A 14,781-nucleotide genomic window follows, 5' to 3' on the forward strand; every position below is an offset into this window, starting at 1 on the left:
GGGTTACGGTGCGCGCGGCACTGTAACCCGATCAACGCCGGCGTGCGAGTGGATTACTCGGCAGCGCCTTCTTCAGCAGCTTCAGCGGACACGCGTGGAGCGTGAACGTTGGCAACGGCTTTGTCATCACCGTGGGCCAGAGCGACGAACTCTACGCCTTTCGGAGCTTTCAGGTCCGACAGGTGGATGATGGTGCCGATTTCGGCCTTGGACAGGTCGACTTCGATGAACTCAGGCAGGTCCTTGGCTTCGCAGGAAACTTCGATCTCGGATTCTACGTGGGAGATCTCGCCGCCTTTCTTGACCGGGGCTTCTTCACCAACGAAGTGAACCGGAACCTTGGCGGTCAGCTTCTGGCCAGCAACGACGCGAACGAAGTCGGCGTGCATGATGAAGCCTTTGGCCGGGTGGCGCTGCAGGGCCTTGACGATGACGTTCTGCTTCTTGCCGTCGACGTTCAGTTCCAGAACGTGGCTGAAGGCAGCTTCGTTTTCGAACAGCTTGGTGATTTCCTTGGCCAGGATGGTCAGGGACTCGGCGTCCTTGTTACCACCGTAGACAACGGCAGGGATGTTCAGCGAGTGACGCAGGCGGCGGCTCGCACCTTTCCCCAGGTCAGTACGCGCTTGGGCGTTCAGGGTGAAATCAGTCATTTTGTTTCTCCAAAATAGCCCCCCGAGGGCGTTTGCGACCAGCGCCGGACGGGGATGGCAAAAAAGCCCCGCCCCGACATCGATGCCGGGGCGGGGCGCTTTTCGTCAGCGTGCGTTCCGCTTAGCGGAACATCGCGCTGATCGATTCTTCGTTGCTGATGCGGCGGACCGCTTCAGCGACTACCGGTGCTATATCCAGTTGGCGGATACGGTCACAGGCTTGAGCAGCGGCGGACAGCGGGATGGTGTTGGTCACCACCAGCTCGTCGAGCACCGACTTCTCGATGTTCTCGATCGCACGACCCGACAGAACCGGGTGAGTGCAATAGGCGTAGACCTTGGCAGCGCCGTGGTCTTTCAGGGCCTTGGCCGCGTGGCACAGGGTGCCGGCGGTGTCGACCATGTCGTCTACCAGGATGCAGGTGCGCCCTTCGACGTCGCCGATGATATGCATCACCTCGGAGTGGTTCGCTTTCTCGCGGCGTTTGTCGATGATACCCAGGTCGACACCCAGCGACTTGGCGACGGCGCGTGCACGCACCACACCACCGATGTCGGGGGAGACGATCATGAGATTATCGAAACGCTGGTCTTCGATATCGTCGACCAGTACGGGCGAACCGTAGATGTTGTCGACAGGAATATCGAAGAAACCCTGGATCTGGTCAGCGTGCAGGTCGACGGTGAGAACACGGTCGATACCCACGACAGTGAGCATGTCAGCGACGACTTTGGCGCTGATGGCTACACGTGCCGAACGCGGACGGCGGTCCTGGCGGGCGTATCCGAAGTAAGGAATCACGGCGGTGATTCGGGAAGCTGAGGAGCGGCGGAAGGCGTCGGCCATCACTACCAGTTCCATCAGATTATCGTTGGTCGGAGCGCAGGTCGGCTGAATGATAAAGACGTCTTTACCGCGGACGTTTTCATTAATCTCAGTGCTGATTTCGCCGTCGGAGAATTTACCGACAGAAACATCACCCAGTGGGATATGCAGCTGACGTACGACACGCCGAGCCAGATCGGGGTTGGCATTCCCCGTGAAGACCATCATCTTGGACACGCGCAGTACCTGAAGGCTGAGGGTAACCTGGATGAGTATAAGGAAAATGGCAGGGGCGGCTGGATTCGAACCAACGCATGGCAGGATCAAAACCTGCTGCCTTACCGCTTGGCGACGCCCCTGTATCTGTTGCTGCGAACGCTTATGCGCTCGACTTCTTGATCAGACTTTGCAGCTTGCGATGCAACATCGAAACATTGCTTCCTTTTGCCACAAACCCTGCTTGGGTCTCTGAAAGAAGGGCCAGAACTCTATCAGCTTCGGCTTTGCTTGGGAAGGCCCCAAACACGCAACTTCCAGTGCCGGTCATTCGAGCTTCCGTAAATTTACCCAGCGAATTCAGCGCATTGCGAACTTCTGGATAACGTTGCTCTACCACCGGTTGGCAGTCATTTCGACTGTTTCCCTCGGGAACGGGGCGCATCTTAAGGGGGAGGGAATCACGTGTCAACTCTGGATGCGAAAAAATTTCCGCTGTGCTGACAGACACTTGCGGCACCAGCACGACATACCAGGGTTCTTCCGGATCGACCGGGGTCAGCTGTTCGCCCACGCCTTGGGCGAAGGCGGCATGACCACGTACGAACACCGGCACATCGGCCCCCAGTGTCAGCCCCAGCGCAGCCAGGCGGTCGACCGGCCAGTCGAGCTGCCACAGATGATCCAGGGCGAGCAGGGTAGTGGCCGCATCGGAACTGCCGCCACCGATACCGCCGCCCATGGGCAGGACCTTGTCGAGCCAGATGTCGACACCCAGCTGTGCGCCGGACTGTTCCTGCAGCTTGCGCGCTGCGCGCACGATCAGGTTGCTGTCGTGGGGGACATCGGCGATCTCGGTGTTCAGGCGGATCAGGCCATCGTCACGCAGCTCGAAGCTCAGCTGGTCGGCGTGGTCGAGGAACTGAAACACGGTTTCCAGCTCGTGATAGCCGTCGTCGCGTCGGCCGGTAATGTGCAGCCACAGGTTGAGCTTGGCCGGGGCGGGCAGGGTGAGCCTTTGCATCGGATCAGTGTCCCAGCTGGCGGGGTTGCCAGTCCTTGACCACCAGGGTGACGTCGAGGTTTTCGCCGTGCAGCTTCAGGCGCTCGGGCAGCCAGTAGCCGTTCTGTTCGATGTAGCTCAGGTATTCGACTTCCCAGCCGTCCTGGGTGAGGCGGGCCAGGCGGCTGTCGCCGTCGAGGGTCAGTTGGCTCTTGCTGTCCGGGGCCGGAAGACCGCGCACCCACCAGACCAGATGCGATACCGGCAGGCGCCAACCGAGCTGCTCTTCGAGCAGGGCTTCGGGGGTCGCTGCCTCGTAACGGCCCTGATTGGCCACTTCCAGCACCACGCCGCCGGGGCGGCCGGTCAGGCGTGCGGCGCCGCGACCCAGGGGCCCAGCCAGGCGAATGTCGTAGTAGTCCTGGCGCTGCAGCCAGAACAGCGTGCCGCTGCCCGAGTCACGCGGGGCGCGGATGCCGACCTTGCCGTTGATCTGCCAGCCGTCGAGGGTGCTCAGCTGTTGCTTGTGCTCGCGCCACTGTTGCGGGCTGCCCTTGCCTTGGACGGCTTCACGGGTGCCGAAACCGGCGCAGCCGGTGAGCAGGGCGATCAGGGCGAAGGTGATGAGATGACGCAAACGCATGATTTAAAGGTTCTCGGATCCGGTCAGGCGCAGGACGGTCTTGCGCAGGATAGGGCTGTCGGGTTGTTCGGCGAAGGCCTTGGCCCAGACCTGGCGCGCTTCGCGGCGCTTGCCGTTGGCCCACAGCACCTCGCCGAGGTGGGCGGCGACTTCATGGTCGGGGAAGCGCTCCAGCGCCTGGCGCAACAGGCGCTCGGCCTCGTCCAGGTTGCCCAGGCGATAATTGACCCAGCCCAGGCTGTCGAGCACTGCTGGATCGTCCGGGGTGAGCTGGTGGGCTTTGTCGATCAGTGCTTTTGCTTCGCCATAGCGTGTGGTGCGGTCGGCCAGGGTGTAGCCCAGGGCGTTGAGGGCCATCGCGTTTTCCGGTTCGCGGGCGATGATGGCGCGCAGGTCTTTTTCCATCTGCGGCAGGTCGTCGCGCTTTTCAGCGAGCATGGCGCGGGTGTAGAGCAGGTTGAGATCGTCGGGGTAGCGCTTGATGGCCTGCTGCAGTACCTGGTCGGCCTGGGCTTCCTTGCCATTGTTGCCCAGGGTTTCGGCCTCGATGAGGTAGAGCTGGATCGCATAGTCGGGCTGTGCTTCGCGGGCTTCGGCCAGGTGGCGCGAGGCCTCGGCGCTGCGGCCGTTGGCGATCAGGATATCGGCTTGGCGCAATTGCGCGGCCAGGTAGTCCGGGCCTGGGCCGACCAGCGCGTATTCGCGCAGGGCCGCTGCCGGGAGGCCGCGTTCTTCGCGAATGCGCCCGAGGTTCAGGTGCGCGGCGTCGACGTTGCTGTCGCGCTCGACCATCTCCTGCAGGTAGCCTTCGGCCTCGTCCCAGTTCTTGTTCTCCATGCTCACCAGCGCCAGCGAATAACGCAGTTCGTCGTCATCCGGGTACTGTTGCAGCAGGCTTTCGAACTCGGCCTTGGCGTCGGTGATGCGGTCCTGTTCGACCAGCGTGCGGGCATACGTGATGCGCAGGCGCTTGTCGTCCGGATTGTCGCGAATCGCCCCGCGCACCAGTGGCAGGGCTTCGCCGCCACGGTCCAGGGCCTGGAGCAGGCGCGCGCGCAGCAGGATCGGCGCGATTTCGCCATTGCGTGGCGGATGGCTTTCGAGCAGTTCGAGTGCCTGTTCGGTCTTGCCGTCCTGGTTGAGCAGCAGGGCCTTGCCGAAGACCAGTTGGCTGTTGTCCGGGTACTTGACCAGCAGGCGGTCGAAGCTTTGCATCAGCCCGTCGCGGGTGCTCTGGTCGGTTTCGGCGGCAGACAGGGCGAGGAAGTCGAAGTGGGTATCGCCCTGGCCCTGGAGCACTTTCTCCATGTAGGCCATGGCGTCGTCGTAGCGGCCGGAGCGGGCCAGCTGGATCGCCGCGGCGCGCTGGGCGTCGAGGTTCTGCGGGTCGTTGCGGGCCCAGATCAGCGCGGTGTCGAGGGCCGGTTCATCGGCCCCGAGGTACTCGGCGATGCGGTAGGCACGCTCGGAGACGGCCGGGTCCTGGGTTTTCTGTGCCTGGTCGACATAGTTGGCCAGGGCAATGTCGAAGCGGTTGCGCTGGCCGGCAAGTTCAGCCACCAGCAGGCTGTAGAGCGTGTCCTGTTTGAACGATCCATACACCACAGGGGTTTTCGCCTCGGGCTTGTCGGCTTCGGCAACAGCTTGCTGATCCTCGCTCTTGTGCGGGATCAGGCTCTGGCAGCCCTGGAGCAGGGCGAAGGCAAGCAGCAATGCGTAGGGTCTGTTCATAGAGGCTTTGGTGGACTAACCGGCGGTCGGAGCATGATGACACAAGCGCGGGGGCAAACCCACCCGCGAAGTGTGTGACCGCGCTGAGCGCGTGATGTTCGGGGCCAGGCCGACTGTCACAAGTGTTTGCGGCAGATGCCTGGCCGGGTTCGGGCCATGCCTGCAGGCCTCACGATAGCCCAGGCTCATCACGACAATAGCGAACGGTGGTTGTCCTGAATCCTGCGAAGTAGGACAATTATCGGCTTCCCGTCCCAACCAGCGACCTTGCATGGCCTTTCTCGCCCTCGGTATCAACCACAAGACTGCCTCGGTAGACGTACGCGAGCGCGTGGCGTTTACGCCCGAGCAGCTGGTCGATGCCCTGCAGCAGCTCTGCCGACTGACCGCCAGCCGCGAGGCGGCGATCCTGTCGACCTGCAACCGCAGTGAGCTCTATATAGAGCAGGACCAGCTCAGCGCCGACGCCGTGCTGCAATGGCTGGCCGCCTACCACCGCCTGAGCCTCGACGAGCTGCGTGCCAGTGCCTACGTTCACGAAGAGCACGATGCGGTCAAACACATGATGCGTGTCGCCTCCGGGCTCGACTCGCTGGTGCTGGGCGAGCCCCAGATCCTCGGCCAGATGAAGTCGGCCTACGCAGTGGCCCGTGAGGCCGGCACCATCGGCCCGTTGCTCGGGCGTCTGTTCCAGGCCACCTTCAGTGCCGCCAAGCAGGTGCGCACTGACACCGCCATCGGTGAGAACCCGGTCTCGGTCGCCTTCGCCGCCGTCAGCCTGGCCAAGCAGATCTTCGCCGACCTGGGCCGCAGCCAGGCCCTGCTGATCGGTGCCGGCGAAACCATCACCCTGGTCGCCCGCCACTTGCATGAGCAGGGGGTCAAGCGGATCGTCGTCGCCAACCGCACGCTCGAACGCGCCAGCATCCTCGCCGAGCAGTTCGGTGCCCATGCCGTGCTGTTGGCGGACATCCCGCAGGAACTGGCCAACAGTGACATCGTCATCAGTTCCACCGCCAGCCAGTTGCCGATTCTCGGCAAGGGCGCGGTCGAGAGCGCGCTGAAGCAGCGCCGGCACAAGCCGATCTTCATGGTCGACATCGCTGTGCCGCGGGACATCGAACCGCAGGTGGGCGAGCTGGACGACGTCTATCTTTATACGGTCGACGACCTGCACGAAGTCGTCGCCGAAAACCTCAAGAGCCGCCAGGGTGCAGCACAGGCCGCCGAAGAGCTGGTCAATCTCGGTGCCGATGATTTCATGGCGCGCCTGCGCGAGCTGGCTGCGGTGGACGTGCTCAAGGCCTACCGCCAGCAGAGCGAGCGGTTGCGCGATGAGGAACTGCAAAAAGCCCAGCGCCTGCTGGCCAACGGCGGTAACCCCGAAGAAGTACTCGCCCAGCTGGCGCGCGGCCTGACCAACAAGCTGTTGCACGCGCCCAGCGTGCAACTTAAAAAGCTCTCTGCCGAAGGCCGCGTCGATGCGCTGGCCATGGCCCAGGAACTCTTTGCCCTCCACGAGGGCTCGACGGACAAACCCACGCAATGAAAGCGTCGCTGCTGAAAAAACTGGACATCCTCCAGGACCGCTTCGAAGAACTCACCGCCCTGCTGGGTGATGCCGAAGTCATTTCCGACCAGACCCGTTTCCGCGCCTATTCCCGTGAATATGCCGAAGTCGAGCCGGTGTTCGTCGCCTATAAGGAGTGGTGCAAGGTCCAGGAGGATCTGGAGGGCGCCCAGGCGCTGCTCAAGGACAGCGACCCGGACCTGCGTGAGATGGCCGTGGAGGAAGTGCGCGAAGCCAAGGAGCAACTCGTCGTCCTGGAGTCGCAGCTTCAGCGCATGCTGCTGCCCAAGGACCCCAACGACGGGCGCAACGTGTTTCTCGAGATCCGTGCCGGCACCGGCGGCGACGAGGCTGCGATCTTTTCCGGCGATCTGTTCCGCATGTACTCGCGCTACGCCGAGAAACGTGGCTGGCGCCTGGAGATTCTCTCCGAGAACGAGGGTGAACACGGCGGCTACAAGGAAATCATCGCCCGCGTCGAGGGCGACAGCGTATACGGCAAACTCAAGTTCGAGTCCGGGGCGCACCGGGTGCAGCGCGTGCCGGAAACCGAATCGCAAGGCCGTATCCACACGTCCGCCTGCACGGTGGCGGTGCTGGCCGAGCCTGACGAGCAGGCCGCGATCGAGATCAATCCGGCCGACCTGCGCGTCGACACTTATCGCGCCTCGGGTGCGGGTGGTCAGCATGTGAACAAGACCGATTCGGCGATCCGCATCACCCACTTGCCGACCGGCATCGTCGTCGAGTGCCAGGAAGAACGTTCCCAGCACAAGAACCGCGCCCGCGCCATGTCGTGGCTGTCGGCCAAGCTCAACGACATGCAGACCAGCGCCGCGCAGAATGCGATTGCCAGCGAGCGCAAGCTGTTGGTGGGCTCGGGCGACCGCTCCGAGCGCATCCGCACCTACAACTACCCGCAGGGTCGGGTCACCGACCATCGCATCAACCTGACGCTCTACTCCCTCGACGATGTACTCGCTGGTGGCGTGGATGCGGTGATCGAACCCTTGCTGGCCGAATACCAGGCCGATCAACTGGCCGCCCTGGGGGACTGATGACCATCATCGCCAGCCTGCTGCGCAATGCGCAATTGCCCGATTCGCCCACCGAGCGCCTGGACGCCGAGTTGTTGCTGTCCGCTGCCTTGGGCAAGTCGCGCAGCTACCTGCACACCTGGCCCGAGCGTATCGTCAGCAGCGAGGCGGCGCAGGCCTTCGCGGCCTTTCTCGAACGCCGTCGCGCAGGTGAGCCGGTGGCGTACATTCTCGGTCAGCAGGGCTTCTGGAAGCTTGACCTTGAAGTCGCGCCGCACACCCTGATTCCTCGACCAGACACCGAGTTGCTGGTGGAAACCGCGCTCGAACGGGTGCCTGCCAAACCTGCCCGGGTGCTTGACCTTGGCACCGGCAGCGGCGCCATCGCCCTGGCCCTGGCGAGCGAGTGCCCGGCCTGGCAGGTGACGGCAGTCGATCGCATCGACGAGGCCGTGGCCCTGGCCGAGCGCAACCGCGCGCGCCTGCACCTGATGAATGTTCAGGTGCGCAGTAGTCACTGGTTCGACGCCCTGGCCGACGAGCGTTTCGACCTGATCCTCAGCAACCCGCCCTACATTGCCGCCGAAGATCCGCACTTGAGCGAGGGCGATGTGCGTTTCGAGCCCAGCAGTGCGCTGGTGGCCGGCCCCGATGGCCTTGACGATCTGCGCCTGATCATCGCCCAGGCGCCGCAGCACCTGTTGCCCGGCGGCTGGTTGTTGCTCGAGCATGGCTACGACCAGGCTGGCGCAGTGCGTGACCTGTTGATTGGTAGCGGTTTCATCGAGGTGGACAGCCGCCGCGACCTGGGTGGGCATGAGCGTATTTCCCTGGGGCGCCTGCCATGCTGAGTGACCAGGAACTGTTGCGCTACAGCCGGCAGATCCTGCTGTCGCAGGTGGATATCGACGGCCAGTTGCGGCTCAAGCAGAGCAAGGCCCTGGTGGTCGGGCTCGGTGGCCTGGGGTCGCCCGTCGCGCTCTACCTGGCGGCTGCTGGCGTGGGCGAGTTGCACCTGGCCGACTTCGACACGGTCGACCTGACCAACCTGCAACGCCAGGTCCTCCATGACAGCGACAGCGTCGGCATGACCAAGGTCGACTCGGCGTTGCAGCGTCTGCAGGCGATCAATCCGGAGGTCACCCTGGTCGCCCATCGCCATGCCCTGGACGACGACTCGCTGGCTGCGGCGGTGGCGGCGGTGGACCTGGTGCTGGACTGCTCCGACAACTTCGCCACTCGCGAGTCGGTCAACGCCGCATGCGTGGCTGCTGGCAAGCCGTTGGTGAGCGGCGCGGCCATTCGCCTGGAGGGGCAGTTGTCGGTGTTCGACCCCCGGCGCGACTACAGCCCTTGCTATCACTGCCTTTATGGCCATGGCAGCGAGGCCGAGCTGACCTGCAGCGAAGCCGGCGTGATCGGTCCGCTGGTGGGGCTGGTGGGCAGCTTGCAGGCCTTGGAAGCACTGAAGCTGCTGGCCGGGTTCGGCGAGCCCCTGGTGGGCCGCTTGTTGCTGATCGATGCCCTCGGCACGCGCATGCGCGAGCTGCGGGTCAAGCGAGACCCGGCCTGCACGGTGTGCGGCGATCGCCATGGCTGATCGCTCGGCGCCGGTGGGCGTGATGGATTCGGGGGTCGGTGGCTTGTCGGTGCTTGCCGAGATTCGGCGCTTGCTGCCCCACGAGTCGCTGCTCTACGTCGCCGATTGCGGCCACGTACCCTATGGCGAGAAATCCCCCGACTACATCCGTGAGCGCTGCCGGCGCATCGCCGAGTTCTTCCACGCACGCGGTGCCAAGGCCATGGTCCTGGCGTGCAATACCGCGACCGTGGCGGCCGTGGCCGACTTGCGCGAACGCTACCCCGATTGGCCGCTGGTGGGTATGGAGCCTGCGGTCAAGCCGGCCGCTGCGGCGACACGCTCCGGTGTGGTCGGCGTCCTGGCTACCACCGGCACTTTGCAGAGTGCAAAATTTGCCGCCTTGCTCGACCGCTTTGCCAACGATGTGCAGGTGGTCACCCAGCCATGCCCTGGGCTGGTCGAGCTGATCGAGGCCGGTGACCTGAACAGTCCACTGCTACGCCAGATGTTGCTCGGCTACGTGCAGCCGCTGCTGGCTGCCGGCTGCGACACGCTGATCCTCGGCTGCACGCACTATCCCTTCCTGCGCCCGCTGCTGGCCGACATGGTGCCGGCCGAGGTGGCGATCATCGATACCGGTGCTGCCGTGGCGCGTCAGTTGCAACGCCTGTTGCTGGCCCGCGACCTGCTGGCCGACGGGCCTGCGCGTGAGGCCGAATTCTGCAGCAGTGGCGACACGCAGCACTTGCACAAGATCCTCCCGCTTCTGTGGGGCGCCTCGGTCGAACAGGTCAGTGCGTTCGACTTGTAAAAAAAATGTGAAATTTCCCCCGGCAAAGCTGAACTATCGTCCCAGTGCTGATTTCTATCATTGAGCCTGACTTACAGGCAGACACTTGATAACAACACCAGGAAGAAGGACGGGCTCATGAGGCATTTGCTTGGAGTGGCAGTGGTTGCCGCGTTGGCGTTGGGGCAGACGGTATCGGCGCAGGCGGCCGATGTCTCGTTGTCGGTGGGGCAGACCGGCGACAGCACCATGGTTTACCGACTGGGGCTGCAGTCGACCTGGGATGCCAGTTGGTGGCAGACCAGCGTAGGCCGTATTACTGGGTACTGGGACGGTGCCTACACCTTCTGGGATGGCGACGAGAGAGCAAGCAATCACAGCCTGTCGTTCGCGCCGGTGTTCGTTTACGAGTTCGCCGGGGACTCGGTCAAACCTTACATCGAGGCGGGGATCGGTGTGGCGGCATTCTCGCGGACCAAGCTGGAAAGCAATGACCTGGGCTCGTCGTTCCAGTTCGAGGACCGCATCGGTTTCGGCCTGCGCTTTGCAGGTGGGCACGAGATCGGGGTTCGCGCGATCCACTACTCCAACGCCGGGATCAAGCAGCCAAATGATGGCGTCGAGAGCTATTCGCTGCATTATCGAATGGCGCTCTGACCCGGATCACCGGGGCGTGTAGCGCCCCGGATTTACCTCAGGCTTCCCTGGGCAGTGGCCACAGCAAGGTCGGATCCAACACTTCGAGCACCAATTCGGCCTCGGGTTGATCGAGCCTGCGCACCAACTCCTCTGCTGCGCTCTGCGCCGTCCAGGATTCAGGTATCGCCATGCTGCTGCTAACCGGCGCCTTGAGCGACTGCGGCGCGACCACCGTAAGCTGCACCGTCAGATCGTCGAGGACCTTGCGTTGCTCGCGGAACCACTGGGGCAGGTTGTTGTGCCCTGCCGGGTTCTGCGCTGGCGCAAACAGCTGCAGCGTCGAATAGCGACTGAACAGCGCCATCACCTGTGGCCTGTCGCCTCTGGCCAACAAGGACAGTGCGTTGGCCAAGACATGCTCGCTGGCGTGCCGGTTGCTGCTGACGATGGCTTCCATTATCGCGTTGGCAGGTAGGCTGTCTGGCAGGTAGTCGCACGTGCCGGCATTGACGATCAAGACATCCAGTGCACCCCAGTGCGACTGCAATTGCTCGGCCGCCGCCTGCGCCTCGGCCAGCTCGTGCACGTGCACGGGCAGGCGCAGCAAGCGTGCCTCGTGCAGCTCGGCCAACGTGTCGAGTTCCTGGCAATTCTTTCCGCTGGCGGCGACTCGATGACCCTCTTCGAGCAGCCGTTCGACCAGGGCGAGGCCTACGCCATTGCTGGCCCCTGTCACCCAGAACCTGCGCGTACTACTCAATACCGTGTCCTTCAGTTGGTGGAGGCGGGTAGCGCCTTGAATGCCGCCAGTGCCCTATGGCGACTGCTGTCCAGATCGACGATCGGGCTGATGTATTCATTTGTATCAAATAGTCCGGAAGATTTCACAGGCAAATGAATGTGTTTGTCATCCAGATGGGTGAGTTCTGGTAACCAATGGCGGATAAAGCGTCCTTTTGGATCGAAACGCTGCGACTGGGTCACTGGGTTGAAGATCCGGAAATAGGGCACCGAATCGGTGCCGGTGGAGGCGCTCCACTGCCAGCCGCCGTTGTTCGCCGCCAGGTCGCCGTCGATCAGGTGTCGCATGAAATGCCGCTCACCCTTGCGCCAGTCGATGAGCAGATTCTTGCTCAGGAACATGGCTACCACCATGCGCAGCCTGTTGTGCATCCAACCTGTATGCAGCAGCTGGCGCATGGCTGCGTCGATCAACGGGAAACCGGTGCGGCCTTGTTCCCACGCCTCCAGATCCTCGGGCGCATCGCGCCAGGGCAGAGCCTCGGTAGGGGCGCGGAAGGGGCGGTGGCGCGAGACCTGAGGATAGCCCACCAGGATGTGCTTGTAGAACTCGCGCCAGAGCAGCTCGTCGATCCAGGTCCGTACACCTTGGCTGCCGCTGTCGAATTCGCCACGGTTGCTCGACAGTGCGGCGTGCAGGCATTGGCGCGGCGAGATCACGCCGGCGGCAAGATAGGGCGAGAGTTGGCTGGTGCCGGGCCTGGCCGGCAGGTCACGCAGGGTCTGGTAGTCGTCGATGGTTTCGTCGACGAAGCGCGACAGCCTGCCCTGAGCCTCGTCTTCACCGGCAGGCCAGTGGTCGCGCAAGGCCTTAGCGGGCGTGTCGAAGCCTTCGATGTGCCTGGAGATCGAGTCGCTGGCGATGCCCAGCGGGGCCTGTGGTTTCACGGGATGGGCAAGGGTTGGCAGGCTGCGATGCAGATGTTCCAGGCAAGCCTTGCGAAACTGGCCGAAGACCTGGAAGTAGTTGCCCGCCTTGGTCAGCAGGGTGCCGGGATGGAAGAACAGCTGGTCCAGGTGCGTGCGGGTGGCCACGCCGGAGCGCTCCAGCAAAGACTGGGTACGCTGGTCACGCTGGCTTTCGTTGACGCCGTACTCATCGTTCCAGTGCACCGTCTGCACCTTGTGCATGCGGCAAACCTCCAGCACGGTTTCGGGCACCTGTTGCCAGGTGTCGGTATGGCGGATCAGCAGCGGGATATTCAGGCGTTCGAGAGCCTGACGCAGGTCGCGCAGGTTGCGTATCCAGAAGTCGACCTTGCTCGGCGCATCGTCGTGCGCCTGCCATTGCTCGGGGCTGGCGATCCACAGGGCAATGGTCGGCCCCTGTGCGCTGGCGGTGGAGAGGGCGGTGTTGTCGCTTATGCGCAGGTCGCTGCGCAGCCAGATCAATTGCATCTCAGGGTCTCTGACAGTCGGGTTCAGCGTGATTGCTGAAGCAGGCGCAATGCCCCCTGCGGAGTCTCGAAGAGCTGCAGCGCCGGAAGTTCCAGGCTCCGCAGTCGCTCCTCGTTAATGAAGACGCTGGCGCCTCCCAGGAGTTTCATCAGCGTTACATCCCGCAGCGGGGCCAGTGCTTGGAGGTCGATACGCGGCCCCAGGTGCAGCACCAGGGCGCGGGGGGCAAGTCGGGCGATTGCGTGCAGCAGTTGTTTGCAGCCGACCGGTTGTTCGAGCACTTCCACGGCAAAGCCGCTGCTGCTGAGCAGCCAGGCGCAGAGCCACAGTTGAGCATCGAAGGGGGCGTCGAGGGTCGTGGCCAACAGCACGGGCGGCCCCTCGAGCGAATGGTTGTCGTGGTAGACCCGCGCGCCCAGCTTGCTGCGCAGCCAAGTGTGGAAGAAGGCCTGCTCGAGGCTGGCGTCGAAGTGCTTGCGCCAGCGTTGCTCCAGGCGCTCGAGCAGCGGCAGCAGCAATTGCTCGCACAGGGTCGAGGCGGGATAAAGCGCCATGGCCTGGTTGAGTTGCTGGTCCAGCGAGCGTTGAGCAAGGTCGGCAATGGCCTCGATCAGTTGCAGGCAGCGAGCTTGCCAGTCACCCTCCAGCCTTGGCGAGGCTTCGTTGCGGTTTTCGAGCAGATCACGCACCTGGCTTACCGAGGCGCCGCGCTCCAGCCACTGCAGGATGGCCTGCACTCTCTCGATATGCAGTGTGCTGTAAAGACGATGGCCCTTGGGTGTGCGCTCCGGCACCAGCAGGCCGTAGCGCCGTTCCCAGGCTCGCAAGGTGACAGGGTTGACGCCGGTGCGTCTGGCCAGTTCGCCGATCGGCAAGCTGTCTTCAGAGTGCATTGCGCAGGCCCAGGTTTTCCGGGTGCGGTTGCAGATAGGCCTGCTGCATCAAATAAGGGTCGGGATGAATGCGCAGGTGGTGCTTGAGCAGGGTCAGCGGGACCACCAGCGGCACGCAACCCTGCTGGTACTGGTTGATCAGGCGCTGCAGTTCGGCTTTGTCGCTGCTGTCCAGGGCATCGCGCAGATAGCCGCACAGGTGCTGCAGAACGTTGCTGTGGGTGCCGCGGCTGGCGCAGCGACGCAGAGCCTGCATCAGCTGGCTGAAGTAGCGCGGGCCGATCTGCAGCGGGTCGTCGTCGCGGCTCATGCTGCCCAGCAGGCGGCCGAGTTCGCGGTAGGCCTGCGGGTTGTGGGCCATCAGCAGGTATTTATAGCGTGAGTGGAAACGAATCAGGGCTCCGCGGCTCAAGCCTTGTGCCAGCAGGTGCTGCCAGTCGGCATAGGCGTAGACGCGGCTGATGAAGTTTTCGCGCAGCACCGGGTCGTGCAGGCGGCCTTCCTCTTCCACCGGCAGGTCCGGGCGACGCTCGCAGAACGCCTGGGCATAGGCGCCGCGCCCGCCCAGCACGGAGGGACGGCCATTGTCCTGATAGACCTTGACCCGCTCGAGCCCGCAGGACGGCGACTTCTGCATGAACACATAGCCGCAAATGTCGTCGAGCGCATCGGCCATCTGCTGGCCGTAGGCACGCAGGGGTGGTGCGAGATCGGTACCGGGATCGCGCGGGTTGATCACTTCCGGGGCCTGCGGATCGCCGACCAGGCGAATGGCGTCGCGGGGAATGCCCAGGCCGATGGCAACTTCCGGACACAGCGGCAGCCAGTCGAAATGCTCATCAAGGGACTGGCACAGGTCCGAGGCTTTGTGTCCGCCGTTGTAGCGCACGTCCTGCCCGGCCAGGCAGGCGCTGATGGCGATGCGGGGTTTGCCTGTCGAGTGGGGAAAGTTCATCGTGGCCTCCGTAGACCTGTACAAGGCAAAAATGTTGTACAGGT

Annotated in this window: 15 protein-coding genes and 1 tRNA gene; 6 read left to right on the forward strand and 10 right to left on the reverse strand. The window is 63.6% G+C overall.

Translation table 11 applies throughout. The features are described from left to right. Positions 1 to 53: 53 nt before the first annotated feature. From ACTYOL_RS04365 to ACTYOL_RS04390, 6 genes are all read right to left on the reverse strand, one after another. Complete coding sequence (locus tag ACTYOL_RS04365) at positions 54 to 653, reverse strand: 50S ribosomal protein L25/general stress protein Ctc (RefSeq protein ID WP_054894615.1); 600 nt, start codon at positions 651 to 653, stop codon at positions 54 to 56. 121 nt (positions 654 to 774) lie between these two features. Then, positions 775 to 1,716, reverse strand: coding sequence for a ribose-phosphate pyrophosphokinase (locus ACTYOL_RS04370; RefSeq protein WP_029614333.1), 942 nt, complete (start codon positions 1,714 to 1,716; stop codon positions 775 to 777). A gap of 47 nt (positions 1,717 to 1,763) precedes the next feature. Beyond that, positions 1,764 to 1,838 (reverse strand) — tRNA-Gln (locus ACTYOL_RS04375). 20 nt (positions 1,839 to 1,858) lie between these two features. Continuing rightward, on the reverse strand, positions 1,859 to 2,719 hold the full coding sequence (gene ispE, locus ACTYOL_RS04380; protein ID WP_153772584.1) for a 4-(cytidine 5'-diphospho)-2-C-methyl-D-erythritol kinase: 861 nt from the start codon (positions 2,717 to 2,719) through the stop codon (positions 1,859 to 1,861). 4 nt (positions 2,720 to 2,723) lie between these two features. Next, entirely contained in the window at positions 2,724 to 3,341 is a 618-nt protein-coding gene (gene lolB / locus ACTYOL_RS04385) for a lipoprotein insertase outer membrane protein LolB (RefSeq protein ID WP_151926536.1), read from the reverse strand. A 3-nt stretch (positions 3,342 to 3,344) separates the two neighbouring features. Continuing rightward, positions 3,345 to 5,072 (reverse strand): tetratricopeptide repeat protein, encoded by a 1,728-nt coding sequence (locus ACTYOL_RS04390; RefSeq protein WP_444757586.1) that lies wholly within the window; start codon positions 5,070 to 5,072, stop codon positions 3,345 to 3,347. Positions 5,073 to 5,343: 271 nt separating this feature from the next. Between ACTYOL_RS04390 and hemA the strand changes: the two genes are divergently transcribed. The 6 genes from hemA to ACTYOL_RS04420 all read left to right on the forward strand — a co-directional run bounded on the left by hemA (position 5,344) and on the right by ACTYOL_RS04420 (position 10,708). Continuing rightward, positions 5,344 to 6,621, forward strand: coding sequence for a glutamyl-tRNA reductase (gene hemA, locus ACTYOL_RS04395; RefSeq protein WP_063542909.1), 1,278 nt, complete (start codon positions 5,344 to 5,346; stop codon positions 6,619 to 6,621). Beyond that, positions 6,618 to 7,700, forward strand: a complete 1,083-nt coding sequence (gene prfA / locus ACTYOL_RS04400) for a peptide chain release factor 1 (protein ID WP_054894610.1) — start codon at positions 6,618 to 6,620, stop codon at positions 7,698 to 7,700. Before hemA ends, prfA begins: the two co-directional genes overlap by 4 nt. After that, entirely contained in the window at positions 7,700 to 8,530 is an 831-nt protein-coding gene (prmC, locus tag ACTYOL_RS04405) for a peptide chain release factor N(5)-glutamine methyltransferase (protein ID WP_444757587.1), read from the forward strand. Before prfA ends, prmC begins: the two co-directional genes overlap by 1 nt. Then, positions 8,524 to 9,279: a molybdopterin-synthase adenylyltransferase MoeB gene (locus ACTYOL_RS04410; RefSeq protein WP_054894608.1), complete on the forward strand. Its 756-nt coding sequence runs from the start codon at positions 8,524 to 8,526 to the stop codon at positions 9,277 to 9,279. The genes prmC and ACTYOL_RS04410 overlap by 7 nt, the downstream gene beginning before the upstream one ends. Beyond that, complete coding sequence (gene murI, locus ACTYOL_RS04415; protein WP_054894607.1) at positions 9,272 to 10,072, forward strand: glutamate racemase; 801 nt, start codon at positions 9,272 to 9,274, stop codon at positions 10,070 to 10,072. The genes ACTYOL_RS04410 and murI overlap by 8 nt, the downstream gene beginning before the upstream one ends. Positions 10,073 to 10,189: 117 nt before the next feature. Continuing rightward, a complete protein-coding gene (locus ACTYOL_RS04420) occupies positions 10,190 to 10,708 on the forward strand; it encodes an acyloxyacyl hydrolase (RefSeq protein ID WP_197892557.1) in 519 nt (172 codons plus the stop codon). 37 nt (positions 10,709 to 10,745) lie between these two features. Here the strand turns inward: ACTYOL_RS04420 and ACTYOL_RS04425 are convergent, their stop codons facing one another. The 4 genes from ACTYOL_RS04425 to ACTYOL_RS04440 are packed head-to-tail and all read right to left on the reverse strand — an operon-like array spanning position 10,746 to position 14,737. After that, positions 10,746 to 11,450, reverse strand: a complete 705-nt coding sequence (locus ACTYOL_RS04425; protein ID WP_153772581.1) for an SDR family NAD(P)-dependent oxidoreductase — start codon at positions 11,448 to 11,450, stop codon at positions 10,746 to 10,748. Between the two features lie 11 nt (positions 11,451 to 11,461). Beyond that, positions 11,462 to 12,889: a deoxyribodipyrimidine photo-lyase gene (gene phrB / locus ACTYOL_RS04430; protein ID WP_444757588.1), complete on the reverse strand. Its 1,428-nt coding sequence runs from the start codon at positions 12,887 to 12,889 to the stop codon at positions 11,462 to 11,464. A 23-nt stretch (positions 12,890 to 12,912) separates the two neighbouring features. Continuing rightward, on the reverse strand, positions 12,913 to 13,782 hold the full coding sequence (locus tag ACTYOL_RS04435; protein ID WP_444757589.1) for a MerR family transcriptional regulator: 870 nt from the start codon (positions 13,780 to 13,782) through the stop codon (positions 12,913 to 12,915). Further along, positions 13,772 to 14,737 (reverse strand): YbgA family protein, encoded by a 966-nt coding sequence (locus ACTYOL_RS04440; protein WP_153772578.1) that lies wholly within the window; start codon positions 14,735 to 14,737, stop codon positions 13,772 to 13,774. Before ACTYOL_RS04440 ends, ACTYOL_RS04435 begins: the two co-directional genes overlap by 11 nt. Between the last annotated feature and the right edge of the window lie 44 nt (positions 14,738 to 14,781).

This window comes from Pseudomonas sp. A014 (assembly GCF_052378495.1).
In the GTDB taxonomy this organism is placed as follows: domain Bacteria; phylum Pseudomonadota; class Gammaproteobacteria; order Pseudomonadales; family Pseudomonadaceae; genus Aquipseudomonas; species Aquipseudomonas machongensis.

Coding starts and splice junctions, on each gene's coding strand:
- ACTYOL_RS04440 (WP_153772578.1), bottom strand. CDS start 14,737: ATGAACTTTCCCCACTCGACAGGCAAACCCCGCATCGCCATCAGCGCC.
- lolB (WP_151926536.1), bottom strand. CDS start 3,341: ATGCGTTTGCGTCATCTCATCACCTTCGCCCTGATCGCCCTGCTCACC.
- ACTYOL_RS04410 (WP_054894608.1), top strand. CDS start 8,524: ATGCTGAGTGACCAGGAACTGTTGCGCTACAGCCGGCAGATCCTGCTG.
- hemA (WP_063542909.1), top strand. CDS start 5,344: ATGGCCTTTCTCGCCCTCGGTATCAACCACAAGACTGCCTCGGTAGAC.
- ACTYOL_RS04420 (WP_197892557.1), top strand. CDS start 10,190: ATGAGGCATTTGCTTGGAGTGGCAGTGGTTGCCGCGTTGGCGTTGGGG.
- ACTYOL_RS04390 (WP_444757586.1), bottom strand. CDS start 5,072: ATGAACAGACCCTACGCATTGCTGCTTGCCTTCGCCCTGCTCCAGGGC.
- prfA (WP_054894610.1), top strand. CDS start 6,618: ATGAAAGCGTCGCTGCTGAAAAAACTGGACATCCTCCAGGACCGCTTC.
- ACTYOL_RS04365 (WP_054894615.1), bottom strand. CDS start 653: ATGACTGATTTCACCCTGAACGCCCAAGCGCGTACTGACCTGGGGAAA.
- phrB (WP_444757588.1), bottom strand. CDS start 12,889: ATGCAATTGATCTGGCTGCGCAGCGACCTGCGCATAAGCGACAACACC.
- prmC (WP_444757587.1), top strand. CDS start 7,700: ATGACCATCATCGCCAGCCTGCTGCGCAATGCGCAATTGCCCGATTCG.
- ACTYOL_RS04435 (WP_444757589.1), bottom strand. CDS start 13,782: ATGCACTCTGAAGACAGCTTGCCGATCGGCGAACTGGCCAGACGCACC.
- ispE (WP_153772584.1), bottom strand. CDS start 2,719: ATGCAAAGGCTCACCCTGCCCGCCCCGGCCAAGCTCAACCTGTGGCTG.
- murI (WP_054894607.1), top strand. CDS start 9,272: ATGGCTGATCGCTCGGCGCCGGTGGGCGTGATGGATTCGGGGGTCGGT.